Consider the following 24703-nt stretch of genomic DNA (forward strand, 5'->3'; position numbering starts at 1 on the left):
TCCGGCTGATTTAAGCAATATATCCCATGATGCGCTCGATGACAGTGACACTGTTGTCTTCTGTACGACAGATAATAAGGATCGTGTCATCTCCACAGATCGTGCCCATTACTTCAGTCCACTCAATATTGTCGAGCAATGCTGCAATGGAGTTCGCTGTTCCCGGCAAACATTTCATCACCACAAGATTGTTGGTGTGATCAATGTGCAGGAAGTTATCCACGAGAGCACGCTTGAGCTTTTGAATTGGATTGTAGCGCTGATCGGTTGGCAGAGAATATTTATATCGTCCATCATCCATTGGAATTTTGATTAAAAGCAGCTCTTTAATATCCCGCGATACCGTTGCTTGTGTCACTTGAAAACCCGCTTGTCGCAATGCTTCAACCAGATCATCCTGGGTCTCTATTTCATTTTGGCTAATTATTTCACGAATCTTGATATGTCGTTGTCCTTTCATACATGCCTCCAATTAAAAATGTATTGCAAAGATGCGGCTTTGACCTCAGCCGTAATGCTTTATCATGCCGTATTTCAAACTTATTATATATTAATCCAGATCCTCTCCATCATACACGTCTTCTTGATAATCCATAAGTCTGATTACCATTATATCGGAATCCTCCAGATCTACATAAAGCAATCCTTCACATCCAGGGTACAATAATAAATAAGGAAGAAAACGATCCCTAATGGCAGGTCCGCTTCGTTCAAGCGGTTGCCTGCGACGGGAAGTTTTGACCAAATACCTTGCATCCTCCCGCTCCGCAACATAATCAATAAACAACCTGCTGTATAACACTGAATTATCTGCCTCGAAGGCTAGAGGTACTTTCATTTTCCCGCCAATCACGTCATATCCATTGGTCTCAAGTAAAGTCAGTGCAGGAGAATCTTGAATGTTTTCATTAAGTCTCAACTCCGCAAAGCTTACCGGAATCGGTCGATTCAGCCAGCTACGCAGTCCCAGGAACAACCATACGATTAAACAGACAGCAAACACACCAATAACGATTGTGTCATATTGACCATCCATTACCGCTCACCTCAAGTGATATATTCGAGATCGAACACCCGTTTTCCTTTATGCCAAAACATCTTTCCAGCGAAAAGAAACCCATCTTATGATGAGTTCCCCGTAAAAGTATGAGCGGCTTCTTTGGCTACCTGCTCTGCAAGTGCATCAAGTGAAACCTCGTCGTTCTCTGGTTGTGCGGCTTCTGGTGCTTCCAGACGCCAGTGTGCGAGAAATTCGATATTCCCTTCACCACCCGTAATCGGTGAGAAGGTCAGACCTTTCAGATGTAAGCCAAGCTGACTTGCAAAATGAAGCATGGTCTGCAATACATCTTTGTGCACTTTCGGGTCTCGGACAACGCCGGATTTCCCCACTTTATCCCGCCCCGCCTCAAACTGTGGTTTAATTAGAGCCACAATATCCGCAGGCCGCTGCAACAAAGCGAGGAGCGGTGGAAGTATAATCCGCAAGGAAATAAAGGATACGTCAATGCTTGCAAAGTTTGGCACAGGACCACTCAGATCCTCAGGTGTCACATAACGGAAATTCGTACGTTCCATTACAGTGACCCGCTCATCATTACGCAGTGACCAGTCCAGTTGATTATACCCTACATCAATGGCATATACGTGGGATGCACCATGTTGAAGAGCACAATCCGTAAAACCACCAGTGGATGAACCGATATCCAACATGACAAGATCATTCATATTCAGGTTGAAATGACGAATCGCTTTTTCAAGCTTTAGTCCGCCTCTGCCTACATAAGGATGCACTGAACCTTTTACCTTCAGCTGAGCATCCCTTGGAATTTTCATGCCTGCTTTTTCAATCGGTTCATTATTGGCATACACAAGTCCAGCCATAATCGCAGCTTTTGCCTTCTCACGGCTTTCGTAATAGCCCTGTTCCACCAGCAGCACATCGATTCGTTCTTTCGGGAGTGACATGTCTTTCTCCTATCCGCTAATCATTCTAATTTAGGAAGGGAAACGTGTTTTGGACATTCCGTATGAAGATTGAACGGCCATTTTGCGTAATTCGGCACTTACATTCTCCACCGTCAGGCCAACTTCTTCACGTTGTTCCTTGATGCTGCCATGTTCGATAAACCGATCAGGGATGCCCATCAGATGCACATGAACATCATGTATACCTTGTTCAGCATAGAACTCCAATACCGCACTTCCCATGCTGCCTGCCTGAGAGGTTTCTTCAAGCACAATTAGCTTTGTCCCCCGGACAGCCAAATCACGTAGCATCTGTTCGTCCAATGGTTTGAGGAAACGAGCATTGATGACTCCAGTATTTATTCCTTCCCGTTTCACCGTATCTGCAACTTCCTCAGCCAGCTGAACCATGGAACCCGAAGCGATAATCGCGTATCCTTCAGCTGGACGTAACTGTTCCCAGGATCCGATTGGAATCGGAACTAACACATCATCCAATGGTACGCCGACCACATTGTTACGCGGGTAACGATACGCGATTGGACCTTCATTATAATCCAGCGCCGTTTTCATCATATGGCGCAGTTCGTTCTCATCTTTTGGCATCATAAGTACGATATTCGGAATGTGACGCATAAACGCAACATCGTATACCCCCTGATGGGTCTCGCCGTCAGGTCCAACAAAACCTGCGCGGTCAATTGCAAATATAACATTTGCATTATGACGACAGATGTCATGAACGATCTGATCATATGCACGTTGCATGAACGTAGAGTATACCGCATAAACCGGTTTTAACCCTTCCATGGCCAGTGCCGCACACATCGTAGCAGCATGCTGTTCTGCGATCCCCACATCAATCATGCGATCCGGAAACTCTTTGCTGAAAGGAATTAGACCTGAACCTGTAGGCATTGCAGGGGTAACCGCAACGATACGTTTATCCTCTTTCGCTAGTTCAACGAGCGTCTGACCAAACACTTCGGTGTACATCGGTTTTCCAACGGCTTTGAGCACTTGACCTGATTCAATTTTATATGGCGAAATTCCGTGCCACTTATGCGAATCCGCCTCGGCAGGCTGATAACCTTTGCCTTTGGTTGTGAGCACATGGACCATTACAGGACCATCCACATTGTCAGCCTGTTTGAAAGCCTCAATCAGTTGCGGGATGTCATGCCCATCGATCGGGCCCAAATACGTGAAACCCAGTTCTTCAAAAAGAACACCAGGAACCATCATATATTTGACACTATCCTTAATCCAGCTCGCCGATTTCGCCAGACGATCACCAATGGCCGGAATTTTTTTGAGAATACCTTCCACATCATCTTTGGCTTTCAAGTAATGACGATCTGAACGAATTTTACTCAAGTATTTATGCATGGCTCCCACATTGGGTGCGATAGACATCTCATTATCATTGAGAATAACCATCAGCTTACGCTGTTCATGTCCGATATGGTTCAGTGCTTCAAACGCCATACCGCCTGTAAGCGCTCCGTCTCCAATGATGGCGATAACCTGATTATCCTCACCTTTCAGATCACGAGCCATAGCCATACCCATGGCAGCAGACAATGAAGTGCTACTGTGTCCGGCTTCCCATACATCATGTTCACTTTCATTCCGTTTGACAAATCCGCATAATCCGTTCTGTTGACGCAACGTATCAAAGCGATCCATCCGCCCCGTCAAAACTTTATGCACATAAGCCTGGTGTCCCACATCAAAAATCATTTTATCCGTTGGACTGTTGTAGCAGTAGTGCAGGGCCACGGTGAGCTCAACCACTCCTAAGTTCGGTGCAAGATGCCCGCCTGTAGCAGACAGCTTCTCAATCAGAAACTGGCGGATCTCTGCCGACAAAAGGACAAGATCATCCTGGGACATCACCTTTAGATCACTGGGTTGTTTAATTTGTGGAAGCAGCACGAGAATCTCCCCGCTTTCCTAGAATGTTGTTGTTTATTAGATATATATCATTTATTGAGTGTAATGGATGGAATAACATTGAATCATTATACCATAAATGAACAAGAATCATAATTTACAGCCCGCTTCAGCCAATCAGGAGTCGTTCGCTTCGATTCATATCCGAAGCTCTCTAATTATGTATTCTCCAATCATGGAAGAAGCTTTCGTTTATTGGCATAAAGAAGCCATTACTATCATTACACTGTTCATTTCACATTGAATCAGCTGCCTAAGTTAAATGTTAATGGTCACGGCTCATCAGATAATCGGCAATCTCCATTAACCTTGAAGCATCCGGCAATTGCGCTCGTTCAAGTGCATCTTTAGCGGATTGTGTGAGGGATTTCACTTCTGCAAGGGAAGCTTCCATTCCGATAAAGTACGGATAAGTTACCTTCTGCTGATTCACGTCACTTTGCGTTTTTTTTCCCATCTTTTGCTCGTCACCCGTCAGGTCTAAAATGTCATCCTGAATCTGGAATGCAAGTCCTAAATCCCGCCCAAATACACTTAGCGCCTCCAACTGTCCTTCTGTAGCCCCGCCGATGCGAGCACCTGCAAGGAGGGAGAAGACAATCAGATCACCTGTTTTATGCAGATGAATATATTGAAGCTGAGACAAATCGGTCAACCCTTGCTCGCCTTCCATATCAGCAACCTGGCCACCAACCATGCCTCTGGCTCCTGCAAGTTCAGCTAAATCCTGGACAATAGCTAACAGAGCATCAGCATTCACTCCGCTTTGACGTCCTGTCTGAACAATGCTGTAGAAAGCGTGGGTCAGCAGTGCATCTCCCGCAAGAATGGCTGTCGCTTCGCCATATACTTTGTGATTCGTTAATTTTCCCCTACGATAATCATCATTATCCATCGCAGGCAAGTCGTCGTGGATCAACGAATACGTATGAACCATCTCCACGGCGCAGGCTACCGGCATCGCAGCTGTACGCTCCGCGCCGAAGGCTTCCGCCGCAGCAACGACCAGAAGTGGACGAAGGCGTTTACCTCCAGCCATTAATGAATACTGCATCGATTCCGTGAGCGAACGAGGTACATCCCAATGCTCGGGAAGGTTGTGTTTCAGCGCTTCCGTAACATCTCCAGTTACTTCCTGAAGATACGCTTCGAATGAAAGACGGTTACTCATTGATCTCACCGCTCTCCTCGTCAGCCGTGCCAAAAGGCTTCTTGCGAAGCTCCCCATCTTCTTCTACGATCATCTCGATCTTACGTTCCACTTGTTCCAGCTTCAGGCCACATAACTGGGAAAGTTTCATTCCGCGCTGAAACAAATCAATCGCTTGCTCCAGAGGAACATCCCCATGCTCCAGCTGACCCACGATGTCTTCTAATGCCGCCATTGCCTCTTCAAAATTCAGTTCCGGTTCATTCGCCATGGATGTTGTTGTCCTCCTTCATTCCCCAGACCTGACAGTCCAGCTGTCCGTCCGCTAATTTGATCTTCACCGAGTCGCCCGGCTGTACATCATTTATGGATTTAATCAATTGCTGTTCCTGCTCATCGTAGACAAGACTATAACCACGTGACATTACCTTCAGCGGACTAAGTGCATCGAGATGCCTTACCAGTGACTTCCACTGTTGTTGCTTGCTACGTGTAATTGATCTCATCGCAAGTTCAAGTTGCTTACGAGCAGCTGCATTATCCCGGCGTGCTGTATTCACTTGTTCCCGAGGATTAAACCGCTGTAAAGCTGTCCGCAACCGTTCTTGTTTTTCTCCCGTCCATTTCATTCGTGTATCCACACTTCGATGCAAGCGTTGATGTAACATATCCAGACGTTCTGTATGCTGCATCAACGTTCTGCGCGGATGCACCAGCACCGGGGAGCGCTGAAGACGAGTTAGGCGTTCACGATGATATACAGCACGTTGCTTCAGACTGTTTTGTAACTGGCGCTGTCTTCGTGCAATTTGTTCCATCAGCTCTGCACGATTCGGCACAGCAAGTTCCGCTGCCGCTGTTGGTGTCGCAGCACGTAAATCGGAAGCAAAGTCTGCAATCGTAAAGTCCGTTTCATGCCCAACCGCAGATATTACTGGAATGGTTGAAGCTGCGATGGCTCGAGCTACAATTTCTTCATTAAAAGCCCACAGTTCTTCGAGTGATCCACCGCCCCGTCCTACAATAAGCACATCTGCTTCAGCCATATGATTAAAGTTGTTTATTGCCTTGACGATGGATGGTGCAGCCCCTTTGCCTTGAACAAGCACCGGGTACAATACAACTTTAGCCGATGGATACCTTCGTTGCAGTGTGATTATAATGTCACGAACTGCCGCTCCTGTAGGAGATGTTACAACACCAATCGTTTCTGGATAACTTGGGATAGGTCTTTTGCGAGCAGGAGAGAACAATCCTTCGTCTTCCAGTTTCTTTTTTAGCTGCTCATAGGCCAGATACAGACTGCCTATACCATCTGGTTGCATATGTGTCGCATAAAATTGATACTGCCCGTCACGTTCATATACCGAAACGTTGCCACGCGCAATAACCCTTGCCCCCTCCTTTGGTACAAAGGGCAAACGCTGGTTATGCGAAGCAAACATGATGGATTTGATCCGACTATCCTTGTCCTTTAACGTAAAATACATATGGCCGCTGGAGTGATGCGTGAAATTGGATATTTCTCCGCGCAGCCAGACGTCCGACAGAACCTGATCCGATTCCAGTTTCATCCGGATATATCGGTTCAGGTCTTTAATAGAATAGATTTTCTGTTCTGCCACAGACCGTTACCTAGGCCAATCCGTGAGCGCGTTTTGCCGCGATCAGAGTGTTCTGCATCAGCATGGTGATCGTCATTGGACCCACGCCGCCGGGAACAGGAGTAATTGGGCCAGAGACTTCTTTTACACTTTCAAAATCTACATCCCCTGCGAGTTTTCCGTTATCCAAACGATTCATGCCGACATCGATCACAACAGCGCCTGGTTTAACATAATCAGCATCCACAAAATTGGCACGACCGATCGCTACGACCAGAATATCCGCTTGACGTGTAATTTCTTTCATATTAGCCGTACGGGAATGACACATCGTTACGGTTGCATTTTCACGTTGCAATAACAAGGACACCGGTTTACCTACAATGTTACTACGACCGATAACGACAGCGTGTTTACCGGACATTTCCAGACCCGTGCGTTTAATTAATTCAATGACACCTGCAGGTGTACATGGGAGCAAGCTGTCATCACCGATAACCAGATTCCCCACATTCACTGGGTGGAATCCATCTACGTCTTTATCTACAGCAATCGCATCGATTACCGCTTTCTCTTCAATGTGGCTAGGCAGTGGAAGCTGCACAAGAATACCATTGATGGACTTCTGATTGTTCAGCTTGTCCACGAGCGCTAGCAAATCCGCTTGCGATGTACTTGCATCCAACCGATGTACTTCAGAGTAAAAGCCGAGGTCATGACATGCTTTTTCCTTATTACGCACATAAACTTGAGAAGCCGGATCTTCCCCCACGAGCACAACAGCCAAACCCGGTACGACTCCCTGTTCGCTTAGTTGTTTTACTTCTGCGGTCATGCTTGCGCGGAGCTCTTGGGATACTTCTTTACCGTTAATAATAGATGCTGTCATTGTAGTCTCTCTCCCTTATATGAACATATATTAGATAAAACGATCTAGATACATCCTTACAGAAAAGCTGGCTTGTCTACTTTACTCCAATCAAGATGTTCCTCAGGACATTTTTTGCTTGATGCTATCCACTTCCTGAATCATGCGTCCAAGAACACCATTAACGAACTTTCCTGATTCATCTGTACCAAAATACTTCGACAGTTCGATCGCTTCGTTGACCGAAACTTTAGCTGGAACATCATCACGGAATACCATCTCATAGGTGGACAAGCGCAAAATTTGGCGATCTACACGAGACAATCGGCTCAGCTGCCAGCCTTTCAAATAATCCACAAGCAAACCATCAATCGCTTCCTTATGAGACCACGCACCTTGCACCATTTCGGTAACATAGCTGCGCATTTTTTCTTCATCACGGATTTCGACTTCCGTTTCATTCTCCTCAGCCGCTTCATTAATCAGCATATTTACCGCTTCAGACGCGCTCACTTCATTCATTTCCATCTGATACAGACTCTGTACTGCAATTTCCCTTGCCAAACGTCTTTTCATGTCCTGCCTCCTGCAGCGCTCAATCCGAGCGTCATCATGCTTATTTTAAATTCAAGAAACCACTTCATTACCCTATACAGGATACCCATGGCTCCTCTCTGATATTGCGTTCTCTTTTCATAAAAAAACCTGCAACACGTTTCCTCCAAAAATCGGGCAACTCAAACTACAGTTCTATTTTCGGAAGAAACATATTGCAGGGTTCTGATAGGTTTATTTAAACGGACGCCAGCGATCCCCAAGCCATTGTCGTAACTCTCCCCAAGGAATGAACGAGCCTAGCTTCTCATCGCTTCGTCTGCCAAATGTATACCCGATGAACACCAAAAGTGCAAAGAACAACATATCCCAAAAACCGATCCAAACATAAAGAAACCCTAATAAGATTCCAAAGGCAACGCCAAGAATACGCCCCTTGTAGCTATCCCAAATCTCTTTCCACAACATCAGTGAAACTCACCTCATTCCACGCGACTCTTGTAGTTAGGCGACTGGGTCACATTAGCAATATATACGGTTACAAAAGAAACCGGAATCCCAGTAATCTCCTGCACATGATCATGTATCGCTTTTTGCAGATCGTTAGTCAGCGCCGGAATAGGTGTCTCCCCATCCACAACAGCCCGAATCTTGATCTCCAGTCCAGACTCCACCACGCGAATGCGTGCTTTGACGTCACGTACTCCGCGAAAACGGGAGGTAGCCTTCAAACAGAGATTTTCAATTGTCTCCATTGAAATCTGAACATCCCCGAACTCGGTACGTTGATCCACAGACGGCAACGAGCCACGCTCACGGCGAATCGAGATGTAGAAAAAACGTAAACTCAGGACAAACAAAACTGCTGCCGCGACAATTGACGCAACAATGACATTTTGTTCCTGCTGGTAATTCAATTCGTATGGCAGCACACCGCTAATCAGTAAGATGACTGCTGCCGATATTGCTCCCACGCTTATGCTGTATATAAACAACAGAAGCCGATCCAGTATTTTAGCCACGAACTGCACAGCCTCCCTTGCTCACTCACATTGCTTAACTGCTGAAAAGCTTACGTTGATCACCTTGTCCATCTCAAGTGCATAACGAAAGACCCGTCCAAGACGGGATAACCCCCGACAGAAGTGCCGGGGGAAATCTGTCTTTTTATTTTACACGTTGCGTGTTCAGGTCGATCTCTTCCACTTTTTCAGCACTCTTGAACTGAACATCATGAATGTGAACATTCACTTCATTCACGTTCAATCCTGTCATGTTTTCAATGGAGCGCTTCACGTTTTGTTGGATTTCAGTAGCAACCTGCGGCAAACGGTATCCATATTCAATAATAACGGAAACATCCACAGCTGCTTCGCGTTGACCTACTTCAACCTTAACTCCTTTTGAAAGGTTTTTGCGGCCGAGCAATTCCGCGAATCCACCTGCGAATCCACCGCTCATCCCAGCTACTCCTTTAACTTCCACAGTTGCAAGTCCAGCAATCACTTCGATAACTTCAGGTGCGATCTGGATTTCACCGATATCCGTGCGTTCAAATTCTGTCGGTAGTGTACTCATAAATGTTCAACACACCTTTCGCGAGATAAGTTTGCGGCCATCCGTCAGGGTGCCGGTTCATTTTCACAACACTCAGAACCCTTCCGGTCCGGCTTTACCGGAGCTCCTGCAACCATCCGCTAGAAGGCGGGCTTATCCGATGCAGGAGACATGCGCTCTTATTATTACATACTATATCATTTGGGCTAGATTATGACAAACAAGTCCAATATGACTGTTAAATCTCGTTTTCCTCGAGAAATTTAATATCAAAATCTCCGCGAATAAACGTTGGATGCTCCAGAAGTTTCTGATGGAAAGGAATCGTTGTTGAGATGCCTTCAATCGCAAATTCTGCCAAAGCACGCTTCATTTTGGCGATCGCTTCATCACGAGTTGCGCCCCAAACGATCAATTTTGCAATCATGGAGTCATAAAATGGTGAGATTGTGTAACCAGGGTACGCCGCACTGTCCACCCGAACTCCAGGGCCACCCGGTGCAAGGTAAAAACCAATCTTGCCTGGTGCAGGCATAAAGTTACGGTCAGGATCTTCAGCGTTGATCCGGCATTCAATGGACCATCCGTTAATAACCACATCTTCTTGACGGAATGATAACGGATTACCTTCGGCAACAGAGATCATTTCACGGATCAGATCGACACCCGTTACCATCTCGGTAACCGGATGTTCAACCTGAATACGAGTATTCATCTCCATAAAGTAGAACTCCCCGTTTGGACTAAGAAGGAATTCCAGTGTACCGGCTCCTGAGTAATTCACCGCAAGCGCAGCACGCACAGCTGCTTCTCCCATGAGCGTACGGACTTCCTCGTTGATCACAGGACACGGTGCTTCCTCAACAAGCTTCTGACGACGGCGCTGAACCGAACAATCACGCTCGCCAAGATGTACGGCATTGCCGTGTTTGTCAGCCATGATCTGAATTTCAACGTGCTTCATGCCTGTCAGGAATTTCTCCAGATACACACCGGCGTTCCCGAATGCTTTCTGAGCTTCCTGCTGTGCAGCCGTGATTTGTTTAACCAGCTGCTCTTCGTCTTCAGCGATCCGAATCCCTTTACCCCCACCGCCAGCGGTAGCTTTGATAATGACAGGATACCCGATATCACGTCCAATCATGATCGCTTCTTCGGTTGTTTCTACAAGGCCGTCTGATCCAGGAATAACAGGTACGCCCGCATCCTTCATCGTCTGCTTTGCCACAGCCTTGTCACCCATCTTAGTGATGGCTTCCGGTGAAGGGCCAATAAATGTAATGTTGCAGGAATCACAAATTTCCGCAAAATCAGCATTCTCGGCCAAAAAGCCGTATCCAGGGTGGATGGCGTCACATTCCGTCAAAGTGGCTACACTCATCAGGTTTGTAAAGTTAAGGTAACTGTCCTTAGACAGTGTTGGTCCGATACAGTAAGCCTCGTCTGCAAGACGGACATGTAATGAGTCCTTGTCCGCTTCTGAGTATACAGCCACTGTCGATATACCAAGTTCGCGGCAGGCGCGAATAATGCGCACAGCAATCTCACCACGATTGGCAATCAATATTTTTTGAAATTTCATTTCGTCATTGTCCTCCTTCGAAGCTCATGCGGCTGCAGTGGAACAGTTAACCGTTATTCCGGTTTTACCAGGAACAGGGGCTGTCCGTATTCGACAAGCTGTCCGTTTTCAACCAGCACTTCAACGATTTCTCCCTTGATGTCCGCGTCAAGCTCGTTCATCAGTTTCATGGCTTCGATGATGCATACCGTTGTTTTCTCAACGACTTTATCACCCACGCTCACAAAAGGACCCGCTTCCGGTGAGGAAGCTCTGTAAAATGTACCCACCATCGGAGATACAATTTTATGTAAATGACTTGTTGTATCGGCTTGCGGGGCAGCCTCGCTAACCACTGCGGTAGCAGCAGGTTGCACCTGAGGAGCAGCAATCACTTGCGGTTGTACGGCAGCAGCCTGTACAAACTCCGTTTTACCTGGTTTGCGAATCGACAAACGCGATCCTTCATTTTCAATTTCCAATTCCTGAACAGAACTTTCATCAACCAATTTGATCAGTTCTTTAATTTCGCTTAATTTAAACATTTCCATTATTCACTCCTTCGGCATCATGCCAGTCTCACGAGGACGGTCATATGGCTTTTAGTATTATATCATAATCATTAAAAATGGAAAGAGCCCGAGAGTCGAACAAGCTCCCGGGGCTTCCTTATCACATTTCTGATTACTGTTCTGTGACATATTGCACGCTGATTTTGTTCTGTGATACAGACAATTCTTTCATAACCAGATCAACAATAGAAACTGCCTGTTTAACGTCAAGTTTGTCACTCAAAACCACCACTTTATACTTGTCAGCCTCTTCTTGAACGACTGCATTCGCGAATTGTTGGGAAAGTGTCTCTTCAATTCCTGTAATTTTGGCTTCTTTATCTTCAAGTACCCGGAGCTGTTCTGTTGCTTTTGCATTTTCTTCCGGTGTTTTACTAAGATCTCCTGCAATAGTCATCAATTCCTCGTACTTGCGGTTGTTACTCTCTTCACGTTGCCACTGGTAATTTTGGAACTGACTGCTTGCCGAAACAGCCGTATTTTGCTGTTCCATCTCTTTTAGCACTTCTTCATCCGTTTTAGCAGCAGTCCCCTCTGTTTTTCCTTCCGTTTCCGGGGTAGCCGCCGCTCCTTTTTCCGCGCTACTTTCTGACTTTTGATCCGTTTCTCCTTCTTTGCTGCCCGGTTCAGTAGCTGGTGTTTTTTCTGTGCTTCCCGTTTCCTTACCTTCTGAGCCAGTAGTGTTTTCAGCCGGGGCCGCCGCACCGGAATCACCCTTAATCTCTCCGCTGTTCACGACCTCGTTGATCACCAGACCTTCTGTTGGATCAAGAATACCCGTGGTTTCCTTTGCCTCGCCTTGTTTCATCGCATCTACTTGCTGGCTGTCAGCTACAGGGGGATTAACGGGCCCGGAATCTTCAGTAAAGAGATAATAGGCGGACAAGATAACCATTAGACTCAGCATGGAAACGAGCCATATTGTTTGACGTTTGTTATTCATTTAGAAGTTCCTCCTCAAAAATAGGGTTGATTCTGACAACACATCTCTTCTACATCATCATTCAGAGCTTAATCCTGCTTGCGCGGAACAACCGAGATCCGGTAAGCTGCAACGTTCAAACCTTTTTCAACAGCATCTGTAATCAGATCTTTCACAACCTTGTTCTCTGCGCCTTTGGCCACAACGAGGACTCCGCGGATCTGCGGTTTCAGTTTTTTCGTGACAATGGGTGTCTGATCCCCCGATAATTCATACGTAATGATCTCACCGTCACGCGTATATTGCGTCATATGCCGTTTGCCACCATTGGCGTCCGTCTCTTCGGTGAGCTGCTGTGAGTCTTTGACATTCCGCTGTACCACCAGTTCTTCCGTAGAATCTACGGTAACCATCACATCGACGGTACCTACACCAACGATATTTTCCAGCACGCCTTTAATCTTGTCTTCAAATGCCATTTCGATGGCCTGGAAAGGGTTCTCTTCCAGCAAATCATTTTGGATCGCCGACATGGAGGTGGCGTGTTCTGGCGGTTCACGACCGATGTTCTCGGAATCAATTTTTTTGACGTTGACAAAGGAATTAAACAGCATAATGCCCACGCCGATCAGTCCCAAAATGATTAGCCAACGTAAGGTTTGACTGCGCTTCGCACCACCTTCACCGCCACCCATCCAGCTTTCCAGCTTTTTGAACCAGTGCTTCATCGGACCGCCTCCTTTTCAGAGCACTTCTGCATTTTCTCTCTCCGTCACTCGCACCTGGCTCGCATCAACTTCCCACTTCTCCTTGAGCAATGTGATAATTTGTACTGCGTGTTCAGACCGTGAAACACTGGTCTGCTGTGCGTTGGAATCCTTACCATCGCTGCGATTAACAGGGCTTTCAGATGCTTCATCAGAAGCGACTTGATCTCTCTTTGCTTGCTCAGATCGTTGGAGGTTTGACTCAATCTGTATATTTTTAATTTCAATTGAATCAATCTGAACAGATGGAATACCTGGGCTATTTTCATCAGGCTCAACCAAATCTTTGGTTTCTGTCATCGGGATGCTACTCACAGGTTCAGCCACATCCGAATCCTGTCTCGAATCAGCCTTTCCCCTTCTAAGTTGCACCTCTACATGCTGAATGACGGGTAGTTCAACAGAAGTGTCTGGCTGGGTATCCAAATTTGTTTTCTTCATCGCCAGTTGCACCTCAACCGACTGAACCTTTGCCCCCGTTGTCTCTTCGATCTGAACTTTCATAACGTTAGCAAGTTCCTTCGCCGTCCACTTTAGAGACTGCTGTTGTTCACTCACCTGCATTCGCTTCCCTTGAGCCAGAATCTGCTCCAGTGTGGCTTGCCCGTCAGGAGGGGCATCCATTGCGGTCATGGCGCGTTTTAGTTCCCCTACCGGATCACTTTTCAACAGTTTCGTGATGGGGGATAACAAGGTCAGTAGGATGAGAAGGCTCAGCACAAGCTTGACATACCGTTCCATGGAACGATTCGGGAGTAGCATATCTACAAACGTTGCCAGTAAAACGATCATGATCAGATCCTGCAGCCAGTTGCTCAGCCACCCCATCCTATCCAGCCCCTTTCCTGCAGACAGATATTTAACGCATCATCACTGTCAGATTCCCTGCGGTCAGCAGAATCGTAATTGCCAGGAAAAACATGAGTCCAACGGCGGCCAGTGCCGCGAACACATAAATCATGCTTTTACCAATCGCTTGCAAGCAATCTACGATCGGCGTCTCTCCCAAAGGTTGCATGATCGCTCCGGTCACGTTGTAGATCAAGGCCAGCGCCAGAATTTTAATGGCCGGAAATGCACAGAGGAACAAGATAATAATGACACCTGTCAGTCCGATCGCATTTTTGACAAGCAACGATGCCGTGATCACGGTATCCGTTGCATCTGCAAATGTCCTCCCTACAACGGGTACAAAGTTTCCTGCAATATATTTGGCTGCCTTCAAACTGACACCATCCGCAACCGATCCCGAAGCTCCCTGTACCGAAATAACCCCCAGAAACATCGTCAGCAGAATGCCCAGCAAGGCTACACTGATGTTTCGCAACAGGTCAGCCATTTGTGTCAATTTGTATTTATCCGAAAGCGAGCTCACCAGATGCAGCACAGCCGAGAAGAAGAGAAGTGGGAACACCAGCAGATGGATCAGCGTACTTACGAGATGAATCATGAAAATAATCAGTGGGTGCGTCACGGAAACCGTAACGACATTACCCATCGAAGCGAGCAGTGTGAACAGAAGTGGAACCATCGCCATCATAAAGTTGATCATGCTGGATATAGCCTCTTTTGCATAACCAATCGCTACGCTAAAGCTGTTGATTGCGATGATAATGATGACCAGATAACAGATGGCATATGCAATTTTACTAATATTGTTCTTCTCAAAAGCAGTCTGAAGTGTCTCCAAAATCATGCTCAGCACTGTCAACATCACGATCGTGACCAAAAGTTTGCCGTTGTATAAAATTTCATGCAACATAAACGTGCCAATTGCCGAAAATACCGATTTCAGACTGAATCCTTCATTCCCGGGAATTAACATATCCATGAACGATGGCGTTTTGCCTTCTGGAAAAAAACCACCGTATTGTTGCATCAGTTGATCCCAATATTTCTCCACCTGATCCTTCGGAAGCTGATCAGCCTGCTGCTCGATCCACTCGTTTGAAGGTGTAGTGGCTACAACCTGTCCAATTACACCGAACATGAAACATATCATCAGCACAATGATGAGGTGCCAGCGCGGCTTGTTATGCATCAATCTCATCAGTTATCCGCCCGCCTTTCTACACTGGCATCAGTTTCATCACGGTTTCGATAATGATGCTAATGATCGGAATCGCGAGTACAAGAATCAGCACTTTGCCAGCCAGTTCAATCTTGGATGCGATGCTCTCTTGCCCGGAATCTCTGACAATCTGTGCACCGAATTCGGCGATGTAAGCAATGCCGATAATCTTCAATACCGTTTTCAGATAGATGCTCTCCATACCGGAATTTTCAGCAAGTCGCTTCAGGACTTCGATAACTGAGCCAATTTTGCCAATCAACAGCATAAAGATCACTACACCAGTGGCTGCCGCAATCAGAAAGGCAAACATCGGCTTCTGTTCCTTAATGACTAAAATCAATACGGTTGCAATGAGTGCCAATCCAACAACTTGAATAATCTCCACGGGTCACCACCATCCGGCTTCATGACCGTTTTTCATTGAAAAAGAAATATGGATTTAATCTCTTGCAGCAGGCTGTCCAGCATTCGAACAACCATGAACAGTACAACGACAAATCCGATTACGGTCACCCAGTGAGCCATATCTTCCTTTCCCATTTGTTTCAGCACGGTATGAATCATCGCTATAATGATTCCAATGCCCGCAATTTGAAAGATTGCGTTCACTTCTAAATTCATGACCTTGGCACCTCGCTATCCCGGCTATTTCAGAAGATCAGTATGACGATTAACGCTCCGACAAGCATCCCCAGGCTGCGGCTCATTCGTTCGTACTTCAATTGATCGGCCTGTGCGCGGGATTCCTCATGCATAAGTTGCTGAATGGCTAACGAAATATGTTTGGTCTGATCTTGACGATCACTGGTGCCAAGGCTGAAACTCAACTGCAGCATAACTTCCCGTTCGTCTGACTTCATCGCAGATCTCCCCCACGCCTCTTCGACACCGGCTTGCAGGCTCTCCCTGGCTGTATGACCGTGTGGGGGTTCCATCTGTTTGGATGCATGTAAGAAAAGAGTTCTTACCGGCTCTTTGGTCTGAGCCCCCATCTTGCTCATCGCATCAGGCAGCGGCGTTAAACCGTAATTAATCTCTGTCATCAGCCGCTGTAGTGCTGCAATCAACTCACGTAGTTGCCTTGGCCGCAATGCATATTGCCTCGCCTTGTAAAAACCAGCGAGAGTACTTGCGAGCAGGATCAGCACCGCGCCAAGCATATTAAGCAAAGGCTTCACCTCCTGCCCCGGTCTGTTGCATCCCTCTCATCTTGCCATCGGACAGTTGAAAGCTCATGCCTCTGCCCGTTCGCTTTAGCTGCACATAACGCTGAAACATCTGCTCTGCAATCAGTGTTTTCAAGGCAGGTCTTGCAGCTAGTTCAGACAGATCCCTTGCGTGAGCCGTGGCAATAACAGAAACTCCTGCATGCAGAGCCTCCATAACTGCCTCCGCATCCTCTGGCCGACCAATCTCGTCCACAATTAGAACGTCCGGTGACATGGAACGAAGCATCATCATCATGCCTTCAGCCTTGGGGCATCCATCCATTACGTCTGTGCGCGGCCCTACATCGAAGCTAGGGACACCTTTGTAACTTCCTGCTATTTCAGAACGTTCATCTACAATGCCTACTTTTAATCGTGGACGTATCCCCTGCCGCAGTTCACCACCGGCTGTCAGTTTCGTGCCGTTGCTGATCTGCCTTGCCAAATCTCGCAGTAACGTTGTTTTGCCTTGCTGAGGTGGAGATAGAATTAGGGTATGCAGCACCTGTCCGTTTTTCATATCTAGCAGGTATGGAAGAACCGGGTCAGCCACGCCTTGCACTTCCCGGGCAACACGGACATTAAATCCGTTGATATCCCGTAAATATTCTACACGCCCTCCACTGAGCACCGTCCGGCCAGCAAGTCCGATTCGATGTCCTCCCGGGATGGTGATGAATCCTTTTCGCAATTCTTCTTCCAAGGTATAGAGCGAATGATTGCTTATGAGATCAAGCAGTCTGTGCGTTATTTCTTTCAGAGGAACATAAGCTTCCTCTGGTTTTCCCGTTGGTACACCTTCTGGAGTGAGGAAGTGATAATTGTTTCCAGCATTAATTTCCAGTGGCCTGCCTTCTCGAATACGAATTTCTTCTACTTGTTCCAATAAGGCGGGCGGCATTCTGCCCAAAATGGTTCGGATGGGTTCCGGAAAAAGATCCCTCCATTTCACTTTCATGAGTAGGCTCCTCCAACTTGATTAATTTCATCTCTGATGCTTGTTCATATCTCAAGTGTATGCCTGTACATTCATTTTATGACGCTGAAATCTATCAATTCTTTAAGGATGATGAATAAGTGCCAAACTCATAGACATCTCTTGATCTAGGCACCTGTCTAGACATTCATGCATATATTGCTTGCAGACAGAATGGACTGTTCCTCTGAGAAATCCATGCTCAATCCCGAGGAACAGAAAGGAGTTGTGGGGTGTGCGTGTCGACGTTGTAGGTAATGTTAATGAAGTACGTACAATAGACATTGAAGGGCGAAGTGTGGTCGTCATTGACGTTTTGCGAACAACAAGCACAATTGTGACCGCGCTTGCTCATCATGCTGCGGGGGTTATTGCTACGGAGACTGTTCCGCAAGCCAAACAGATGTTGGTAGGAAACAGTATTCGGGGTGGGGAACGTTTTGACAAACAAATAACCGGATTCGATGCGGGTAATTCTCCCTATGAATATATGAGTGGTGACATTGCGGAAAAAGTCATTATTCTCACCACAACAGATGGTACAAGAGCTCTGATTAAAGCATCCAGAGCCAGACATATACTTGCGGGAGCATTCTTAAATGTTAGAGCTGTTGCTTCCGTTCTACTGGAATTACAACGGGATATTTTGTTGTTATGTGCCGGAGAGCAGGATGAGTTTGCTCTGGAGGACGGTCTGTGTGCCGGATGTATTATTGAAGAGTTGTATCGTCAGACCCGTTCGCCACTGCAACTGAACGATCTTGGTATTATTCTGCATCAGGCTGCGTCTCAGTGTCATGACCAGATTACAGATCTGGTTCGCACATCATCCAGTGCACGCAGACTGGATAAACTAGGGAAAATGCATGATGTTGCCTATTGTTCACAATTGAATCTGCTGGATTGTGTACCAGAGATGAGGGAAGGGAACGAGCTAAAACCTTACCGTAAATTACGAGGAGGCAGCATGTGCAGATGACTATAGTCACAACTAAAAGAGGTGTACTTCTGCCTAGTGGCAACGGTACACCTCTTCCTAATTATACGTTTATTTTACGCATCATTTGCAATCTTATCTGCGAACTTGCGGTCCACCGATTACGGCTTGCTCAGCCGTATCCAGATCGTAAGCCGTGTGCAGAGCTTTAATCACGTCATGAAGCTTCTCTCCATCGATAACGCAGGAGACCTTGATCTCGGAAGTGCTGACCATCTTGATGCTTACGCCTTCACCTGAGATCACTTTGAACATTTTAGCAGCTACACCTGGATGGCTCACCATACCTGCACCAACAATCGAGATTTTAACCAGGTTCTCTTCGGAGGTAACTTCACGGTAAGGCAACCGGCTGTGCAGACCTTCAATGACACGAAGTGCTTTCTCACGATCAGACAGTGCAACCGAGAAGGAGAAGTCTGCTTTGCCGTCCTGTACCCCGCTCTGCACGATAATATCGACGTCCAGTTGCTCACTAGCCAGTTCGCCAAATACTTCGGCAAGGACGCCCGGGACATCCGGAACACCCAAAATGCTGATGCGAGCTACGTTTTTGTCATACGCGATTCCACTTACCACTACTCCTTGTTCCATTGCCGCTTCCTCCTTCACAACCGTTCCTTCATTATGGTTAAAGCTTGATCTTACAATCAAAGGTACACCGGAATGCTTCGCGTACTCAACAGCACGTGGATGCAATACCGCCGCTCCCAGATTCGCAAGCTCCAGCATTTCGTCGTAGGATATTTCTTTCAGTTTGCGCGCTACCTTGACGATCCTCGGATCTGTGGAATAAATTCCGTCCACATCCGTATAGATCTCGCAAGCGTCCGCTTGAATGGCTGCTGCGAGCGCAACAGCTGTTGTATCCGAACCGCCGCGGCCCAGTGTAGTGATCTCGCCGTCTTCCGTCATGCCTTGGAAACCAGCGACAATAACGATATTGCCTTCAGCAAGCGCAGATTTGACACGTTCAGGACGGATATCCTGAATCCGGGCTTTACCGTGAACCGGTTCTGTTCGGAAACCGGCTTGCCATCCTGTAAAGGATACGGCCTTGCGTCCAAGTGCCTGAATGGCCATGGATAATAAGGAGATCGAAATTTGTTCCCCTGTTGTCAACAACATATCCATTTCACGAGCAGGCAAATCACTGTTTAGCAGCTTCGCCTGATCAATCAAATCATCTGTAGTATCTCCCATGGCCGAAACCACGACGACACATTGATGTCCTTCATCCGCTTTTTCTACAACACGTCCGGCTACACGCTTCATGCGTTCTGTATCTCCGACCGAGCTGCCCCCAAATTTCATGACGTACAATGACAACGCAAATCCACTCCCTACCTTGTGCAGTATGCATCAATTGATATCTTTCGTCATTATTCTCTACGAGAAATGACTTTAACCCAGTATATTACGAAAGCGTCTGATAGGCTAATCTTTTTTCAAAAAAACCCTCTGCCATATTCATGGCAAAGGGTTTTCATTCTTGCATTAAAGCTTACAGCAAGTGAAAGTTACGCACGGGAAGAGTATTTACCTTCACGTGTATCAATCAGAAGCACGTCGCCTTCATTGATGAACAAAGGAACTTGTACATTCAGACCTGTTTCCACTTTTGCGTTCTTCGTAGCGCCTTGTGCTGTGTTACCTTTAACGCTTGGCTCTGTTTCAATAACTTTCAGCTCAACGCTTGTAGGCAAGTCGATACCCAGGATTTCACCTTGGTAACTAACGATCTTCACGTTCATGTTTTCTTTAAGGAAGTTCAGTTCCCACTCCAGTTGATCACTAGTCAGTGTGAATTGATCGTATGTTTCATTGTCCATAAACGTATGCTCAGAACCACTTGCATACAGGTAAGATACTCCACGGTTTTCGATAATTGCACGCCCAATCGTTTCACCTGCACGAAATGTTTTTTCAACCGTATTACCATTACGAAGGTTTTTTAACTTGGAACGTACAAAAGCTGCGCCTTTACCTGGTTTTACGTGTTGGAAATCAAGCACGGTATAGATATCGTTGTCTACTTGCACGGTCAAACCTGTTTTAAAATCGTTAACTGAAATCACAAAAGATCCCTCCTGATATAAGTAAAAAGTGTTTGGGTATGTTAGCCAATAACGGTGAACTTTTTGTCCGATTTCGTAAGAATATGAATACCTGACTCGGTAATCACAACGTCATCCTCAATTCGTACGCCGCCAAGTCCATCAATATAAATTCCCGGCTCAACTGTAACCACCATTCCCGGTTTCAACACATCATCGCTAAGCTTGGACAGACGCGGAGCTTCATGAACCTCCATACCCAGACCATGGCCCGTGCTGTGTCCAAACTGTTCTCCATATCCATAGCCTGCAATGATATCCCGAGCAAGTGCATCCGCTTCCCGTCCGGTCATACCTGGTTTCAGGTTCTCCAGCGTATGTAATTGTGCTTCCAGTACGATGTCGTAAATCTTGCGCAGTTCAGGTACAGGATTACCTGTTGCAATCGTACGTGTCAGATCTGAACAGTATCCGTCCAACAACGCACCAAAGTCAAACGTAATCAGTTCGTCCTGTCCAATTACTTTGCTACTTGCAACACCGTGAGGCATAGCAGAACGTTCGCCTGAAGCGACAATGGTGTCAAAGGAGGAGCTGGTCGCCCCATGCTTGCGCATGAAGAACTCCATTTCAAGATCCACTTCACGTTCAGTCATACCCGGTTTTGCAAATTGCAAAACGTGGCTGAATGTGGCATCTGCCAAATCTGCAGCACGCTGCATCACTGCAATTTCGTCAGCATCCTTGAACATCCGAAGCTGCTCAACAATGCCGGATACTGCTGTAAGTTTAACCGATTGCAACGATTCCGCATAAGAAGCGTGCGTACCAAATGTAACCGAATCCTGTTCGAAGCCAACTTCGTTGATGTTCGCTGCAACCAGCAAATCACGTACAGAATCCATCGGTTTTACACCGTGCTCCACCACGTTGAAGCCTTGCGCTTGCGTGGATGCCTGTGCCATATAACGGAAATCAGTAAGCAAATAAGCTTCCTGTTCAGTAATAAGCACATATCCTGCCGAACCCGTAAATCCCGTCATATAACGGCGGTTAATCGGATTCGTAATCAGCATTGCTTTGAGTTCACCCTCGGCCATGGCCTCACGTAACTTGTGTACTCGTTTGTTTTCCATCGGTAACCCTTCTTTCTCTCACATTCCCGGGTTCCCGGCTCAGGTTTGTTTGTCCAGATGACGCACGAGAGCCAGCAATCCCAGTTCATAGCTTACTTCGCCAAATCCGGCAATCTGCCCGATCGTTTCTGCTGCTAGCACTGAATGATGTCTGAACGCTTCGCGTGCATGAATGTTGGATAGATGAACCTCCACGGTAGGAACTTTCACGGCATTGATTGCATCACGTATCGCATAGCTGTAATGAGTAAAAGCTCCGGCATTCAGCATGATCCCGTCTGCCTCACCCATTGCGGCATGAATGCGGTCAATAATGTCCCCTTCATGGTTGGATTGATAAAAAGCGATGGAGACGCCCAATTGTTCAGCTTGTCTGCGAATTTTGTCTTCAATATCCTTCAGACTAAGCGTTCCATAAATACCTGGTTCACGAACACCAAGCATGTTTAGGTTCGGGCCATTGATTACAATAATTCGTTTCATCGCTGCTCCACCCTCTCTGCAAATAACCATCTGCTATTTTAACACAGCCGTTACCGGATTGAGAAGCTTTTTTGCGTCTAGGCTCCTGCGTGCTCTGGCTCCCGTTTCCTTTCGTCTGTATACTCCATCGCTACGGTATACCCGATAAACAGCCCCCAAAGAAGGAAGAAACAAATTTCTGTGAAAATTGAATCCCATGTTAAACGATTTAACGGTTTCATCATGCCGAGTTTAGGTCCAAGCAGGATAAAGAGGATCACCCACCAGACGATCCCATACACCATACCGGGAAACGGCCCTTTTAATTTGCGGATGGTAAAGGTATATAACAGTGACGCAAAGATGGAAAACACGATAAAACACAACCAACCTGTCAAGTGACCTGCCGGCGTATAAATATATTTATGCTTGAAAAAAGGCTCCGCCAGAAAACCCACGGGTACAACGGTAAAATGCAGAAAATGAAATAGCCAGTGGATTCCTCCCCAGATTAGCCCGGCAAAGAACCCCAACTCCAGTGCAAAAGAAAACGGATTTGTGAAATAGTGCGCATCTCCTTGCTTTGGCATGGAGCGCCTATTCATCACATTATCATCATGTTCTAGCGGACGTTGCCGCTTTGTCCGCTGATCCGTTTTTTCTTCCTGATTATGATTCACTAATACGTTCTCATGAGTATGATCTGTCATCATAAATGTCCCCTTCTTCGCAAGATGATCTCGCAAGCATGCTAGATATTTTCTCACAGTTCTAGGGCGTAGTATGTTCAAAACAGGACAATCTTAACAGCGGCACTTGCCTTTTCTCTCGTAAACTAGAAATTGCTCTCAAAATTCGATACAATAAGGATATTAAACTGCCTTTGATTGTAAAGGCTTAGAACAGAATAGGAAGGTGAATAATTTGCCTCAACAATCCAAGCCTGTCAGCTACGGGGGGCAAGCTGTCATCGAGGGTGTAATGTTTGGCGGTAAACACGTCAATGTTACGGCCGTTCGTAGAAAAGACGGCGAAATTACGTATCTGGAAGTTCCCAAGCAAGACAAGACCTGGGTCATGAAATTGCGGCGGATTCCTTTATTACGCGGAATTGTCAGCATTATAGATTCAAGTGTCAAAGGCAGTAAACATCTTAATTATTCTGCTGACGCTTATGCTGATGATGAACTCGAACCTGAAGAAAAAGCCAAACAACAAGAGAAACAAGGAACTGGCTGGAGCCTTAGCATGATAATCGGTGTTACTGCGGTAGCCATACTTTCCTTCCTTTTCGGCAAAATTGTACTGACGCTGCTTCCTGTCGTGATCGAGGACTTCTTATTTAAAAACGTATTCGACAACCAATTTCTGCATAATGTATTGGAAGGTGTCATCAAACTGATCCTTTTACTCGCTTATCTGTGGTTAATCTCACAGACACCGATGATTAAACGGCTGTTTCAATACCACGGAGCAGAGCATAAAGTCATAAGTGCATATGAAGCTGGCGAAGAACTTACACCGGAAAACGTTCAAAAGTACAGCAGACTGCACTATCGTTGTGGAAGTAGCTTTATTATGTTGACCGTTATCATCGGTATATTCCTGTATTCCGTGTTCACTTACGATAATTTATGGGAACGGATGGGTCAGCGCTTGCTCTTGTTGCCGGTTGTGCTAGGTATTTCGTTCGAGCTACTCAAGATTACGAATTCGCTTCGTGATATTCCTGTTCTGCGTTATCTCGGATACCCTGGCCTGTGGCTGCAATTGCTTACGACTAAAGAACCTACAAACGCTCAAGTGGAAGTATCCATTGCGTCTTTCAATCGCATGCTAGAACTGGACGCAAAACTTGCCAACGTTTCGACTGCAACGGAAGTTCCTGTAGCCACATTTGATCCTGTGAAAGGGTGAATGAAATGAATAAGCAGGCTATTGTATTTTGGGCATTCATTGTACTGGCTGCTCTCGGGGTTGTCAGTTTTATGACTAGAGCCTCATTGTCCAGTATTCTTATCCCTCTGATCGTGTTCGGAGTTGTGTTCCTGTTGTACAAATTTCCGCCTGCCCGTTGGTCACGAAAACCAAAGACACCAAAGATTAAACCTTCGGCTAAAACGATGGCTAAAGTGAATGCGCAGAATAATGTCAATGCCAGAAGAAGCAGTTCATCCAAGAAACGCAAGGACTATCCTTTCCAGGTCATTCAAGGCCAAAAAGGGAAAAACAACGACGAGGACATCCCCAAGTATCACTAAATTGTCATCGTGCCGGAGGGCTCTGTTCCAGTTATACGGTAAAAATAAAACC

Annotated in this window: 30 protein-coding genes; 3 read left to right on the forward strand and 27 right to left on the reverse strand. The window is 46.4% G+C overall.

Annotated features, from left to right (window positions below):
• Window positions 1–10: 10 nt before the first annotated feature.
• From ahrC to spoIIIAA, 22 genes are all read right to left on the reverse strand, one after another.
• Complete coding sequence (ahrC, locus tag M3629_RS24935; protein ID WP_090922497.1) at window positions 11–460, reverse strand: transcriptional regulator AhrC/ArgR; 450 nt, start codon at window positions 458–460, stop codon at window positions 11–13.
• A 90-nt stretch (window positions 461–550) separates the two neighbouring features.
• Complete coding sequence (locus tag M3629_RS24940; RefSeq protein WP_251511128.1) at window positions 551–1036, reverse strand: hypothetical protein; 486 nt, start codon at window positions 1034–1036, stop codon at window positions 551–553.
• Between the two features lie 86 nt (window positions 1037–1122).
• Window positions 1123–1968 carry a TlyA family RNA methyltransferase gene (locus tag M3629_RS24945; RefSeq protein WP_251511129.1) on the reverse strand — a complete coding sequence of 282 codons (846 nt, stop codon included), beginning with the start codon at window positions 1966–1968 and terminating at the stop codon, window positions 1123–1125.
• A 30-nt stretch (window positions 1969–1998) separates the two neighbouring features.
• On the reverse strand, window positions 1999–3906 hold the full coding sequence (gene dxs, locus M3629_RS24950; protein ID WP_123062251.1) for a 1-deoxy-D-xylulose-5-phosphate synthase: 1908 nt from the start codon (window positions 3904–3906) through the stop codon (window positions 1999–2001).
• A gap of 283 nt (window positions 3907–4189) precedes the next feature.
• Window positions 4190–5095 carry a polyprenyl synthetase family protein gene (locus M3629_RS24955; protein WP_251511130.1) on the reverse strand — a complete coding sequence of 302 codons (906 nt, stop codon included), beginning with the start codon at window positions 5093–5095 and terminating at the stop codon, window positions 4190–4192.
• Window positions 5088–5345: an exodeoxyribonuclease VII small subunit gene (gene xseB, locus M3629_RS24960; RefSeq protein WP_090922507.1), complete on the reverse strand. Its 258-nt coding sequence runs from the start codon at window positions 5343–5345 to the stop codon at window positions 5088–5090. The genes M3629_RS24955 and xseB overlap by 8 nt, the downstream gene beginning before the upstream one ends.
• Complete coding sequence (gene xseA, locus M3629_RS24965; RefSeq protein WP_251511281.1) at window positions 5335–6648, reverse strand: exodeoxyribonuclease VII large subunit; 1314 nt, start codon at window positions 6646–6648, stop codon at window positions 5335–5337. Before xseA ends, xseB begins: the two co-directional genes overlap by 11 nt.
• Window positions 6649–6709: 61 nt before the next feature.
• Window positions 6710–7567, reverse strand: coding sequence for a bifunctional methylenetetrahydrofolate dehydrogenase/methenyltetrahydrofolate cyclohydrolase FolD (gene folD / locus M3629_RS24970; RefSeq protein ID WP_090922511.1), 858 nt, complete (start codon window positions 7565–7567; stop codon window positions 6710–6712).
• Between the two features lie 102 nt (window positions 7568–7669).
• Complete coding sequence (nusB, locus tag M3629_RS24975) at window positions 7670–8122, reverse strand: transcription antitermination factor NusB (protein ID WP_251511131.1); 453 nt, start codon at window positions 8120–8122, stop codon at window positions 7670–7672.
• Window positions 8123–8335: 213 nt separating this feature from the next.
• Window positions 8336–8569, reverse strand: coding sequence for a DUF2273 domain-containing protein (locus M3629_RS24980; protein ID WP_251511132.1), 234 nt, complete (start codon window positions 8567–8569; stop codon window positions 8336–8338).
• A 14-nt stretch (window positions 8570–8583) separates the two neighbouring features.
• The gene (gene amaP, locus M3629_RS24985) at window positions 8584–9123 is read right to left on the reverse strand and encodes an alkaline shock response membrane anchor protein AmaP (protein ID WP_251511133.1); all 540 of its coding nucleotides are present in this window, start codon (window positions 9121–9123) and stop codon (window positions 8584–8586) included.
• 145 nt (window positions 9124–9268) lie between these two features.
• Window positions 9269–9679: an Asp23/Gls24 family envelope stress response protein gene (locus M3629_RS24990; protein WP_090922519.1), complete on the reverse strand. Its 411-nt coding sequence runs from the start codon at window positions 9677–9679 to the stop codon at window positions 9269–9271.
• A 217-nt stretch (window positions 9680–9896) separates the two neighbouring features.
• Window positions 9897–11240, reverse strand: coding sequence for an acetyl-CoA carboxylase biotin carboxylase subunit (gene accC / locus M3629_RS24995; protein WP_251511135.1), 1344 nt, complete (start codon window positions 11238–11240; stop codon window positions 9897–9899).
• A 53-nt stretch (window positions 11241–11293) separates the two neighbouring features.
• The gene (gene accB, locus M3629_RS25000; protein ID WP_251511136.1) at window positions 11294–11764 is read right to left on the reverse strand and encodes an acetyl-CoA carboxylase biotin carboxyl carrier protein; all 471 of its coding nucleotides are present in this window, start codon (window positions 11762–11764) and stop codon (window positions 11294–11296) included.
• A gap of 139 nt (window positions 11765–11903) precedes the next feature.
• The gene (locus M3629_RS25005) at window positions 11904–12734 is read right to left on the reverse strand and encodes a SpoIIIAH-like family protein (RefSeq protein WP_251511146.1); all 831 of its coding nucleotides are present in this window, start codon (window positions 12732–12734) and stop codon (window positions 11904–11906) included.
• Between the two features lie 68 nt (window positions 12735–12802).
• Window positions 12803–13441, reverse strand: a complete 639-nt coding sequence (gene spoIIIAG / locus M3629_RS25010; RefSeq protein ID WP_251511159.1) for a stage III sporulation protein AG — start codon at window positions 13439–13441, stop codon at window positions 12803–12805.
• Between the two features lie 15 nt (window positions 13442–13456).
• Window positions 13457–14308, reverse strand: coding sequence for a stage III sporulation protein AF (spoIIIAF, locus tag M3629_RS25015; RefSeq protein ID WP_251511161.1), 852 nt, complete (start codon window positions 14306–14308; stop codon window positions 13457–13459).
• A 31-nt stretch (window positions 14309–14339) separates the two neighbouring features.
• A complete protein-coding gene (gene spoIIIAE, locus M3629_RS25020; protein WP_251511162.1) occupies window positions 14340–15530 on the reverse strand; it encodes a stage III sporulation protein AE in 1191 nt (396 codons plus the stop codon).
• Window positions 15531–15549: 19 nt separating this feature from the next.
• Complete coding sequence (gene spoIIIAD, locus M3629_RS25025; RefSeq protein WP_251511164.1) at window positions 15550–15939, reverse strand: stage III sporulation protein AD; 390 nt, start codon at window positions 15937–15939, stop codon at window positions 15550–15552.
• A 32-nt stretch (window positions 15940–15971) separates the two neighbouring features.
• Window positions 15972–16175, reverse strand: coding sequence for a stage III sporulation protein AC (gene spoIIIAC, locus M3629_RS25030; RefSeq protein WP_017687585.1), 204 nt, complete (start codon window positions 16173–16175; stop codon window positions 15972–15974).
• A gap of 29 nt (window positions 16176–16204) precedes the next feature.
• Window positions 16205–16723, reverse strand: a complete 519-nt coding sequence (gene spoIIIAB / locus M3629_RS25035) for a stage III sporulation protein SpoIIIAB (protein ID WP_251511166.1) — start codon at window positions 16721–16723, stop codon at window positions 16205–16207.
• Window positions 16716–17720 carry a stage III sporulation protein AA gene (gene spoIIIAA, locus M3629_RS25040; protein WP_251511168.1) on the reverse strand — a complete coding sequence of 335 codons (1005 nt, stop codon included), beginning with the start codon at window positions 17718–17720 and terminating at the stop codon, window positions 16716–16718. The genes spoIIIAB and spoIIIAA overlap by 8 nt, the downstream gene beginning before the upstream one ends.
• A gap of 253 nt (window positions 17721–17973) precedes the next feature.
• Between spoIIIAA and M3629_RS25045 the strand changes: the two genes are divergently transcribed.
• The gene (locus M3629_RS25045; RefSeq protein ID WP_251511169.1) at window positions 17974–18717 is read left to right on the forward strand and encodes a 2-phosphosulfolactate phosphatase; all 744 of its coding nucleotides are present in this window, start codon (window positions 17974–17976) and stop codon (window positions 18715–18717) included.
• A gap of 93 nt (window positions 18718–18810) precedes the next feature.
• Here M3629_RS25045 and M3629_RS25050 read toward each other — a convergent pair whose 3' ends face one another.
• The 5 genes from M3629_RS25050 to M3629_RS25070 all read right to left on the reverse strand — a co-directional run bounded on the left by M3629_RS25050 (window position 18811) and on the right by M3629_RS25070 (window position 23100).
• The gene (locus tag M3629_RS25050) at window positions 18811–20064 is read right to left on the reverse strand and encodes an aspartate kinase (protein WP_090922538.1); all 1254 of its coding nucleotides are present in this window, start codon (window positions 20062–20064) and stop codon (window positions 18811–18813) included.
• A gap of 191 nt (window positions 20065–20255) precedes the next feature.
• A complete protein-coding gene (gene efp / locus M3629_RS25055) occupies window positions 20256–20813 on the reverse strand; it encodes an elongation factor P (RefSeq protein WP_090922540.1) in 558 nt (185 codons plus the stop codon).
• A 41-nt stretch (window positions 20814–20854) separates the two neighbouring features.
• A complete protein-coding gene (locus M3629_RS25060; RefSeq protein WP_251511171.1) occupies window positions 20855–21928 on the reverse strand; it encodes a M24 family metallopeptidase in 1074 nt (357 codons plus the stop codon).
• A 39-nt stretch (window positions 21929–21967) separates the two neighbouring features.
• Window positions 21968–22411 carry a type II 3-dehydroquinate dehydratase gene (gene aroQ, locus M3629_RS25065; protein WP_123062268.1) on the reverse strand — a complete coding sequence of 148 codons (444 nt, stop codon included), beginning with the start codon at window positions 22409–22411 and terminating at the stop codon, window positions 21968–21970.
• Window positions 22412–22488: 77 nt separating this feature from the next.
• On the reverse strand, window positions 22489–23100 hold the full coding sequence (locus M3629_RS25070) for a YqhR family membrane protein (RefSeq protein WP_435368274.1): 612 nt from the start codon (window positions 23098–23100) through the stop codon (window positions 22489–22491).
• A 214-nt stretch (window positions 23101–23314) separates the two neighbouring features.
• Here M3629_RS25070 and M3629_RS25075 point away from each other — a divergent pair, with 214 nt between their 5' ends.
• A complete protein-coding gene (locus tag M3629_RS25075; RefSeq protein WP_251511173.1) occupies window positions 23315–24307 on the forward strand; it encodes a DUF1385 domain-containing protein in 993 nt (330 codons plus the stop codon).
• Between the two features lie 5 nt (window positions 24308–24312).
• Window positions 24313–24651 carry a hypothetical protein gene (locus M3629_RS25080; protein ID WP_251511175.1) on the forward strand — a complete coding sequence of 113 codons (339 nt, stop codon included), beginning with the start codon at window positions 24313–24315 and terminating at the stop codon, window positions 24649–24651.
• The last annotated feature ends 52 nt before the right edge of the window (window positions 24652–24703 follow it).

This window comes from Paenibacillus polysaccharolyticus (assembly GCF_023714295.1).
In the GTDB taxonomy this organism is placed as follows: Bacteria; Bacillota; Bacilli; order Paenibacillales; family Paenibacillaceae; genus Paenibacillus; species Paenibacillus polysaccharolyticus_A.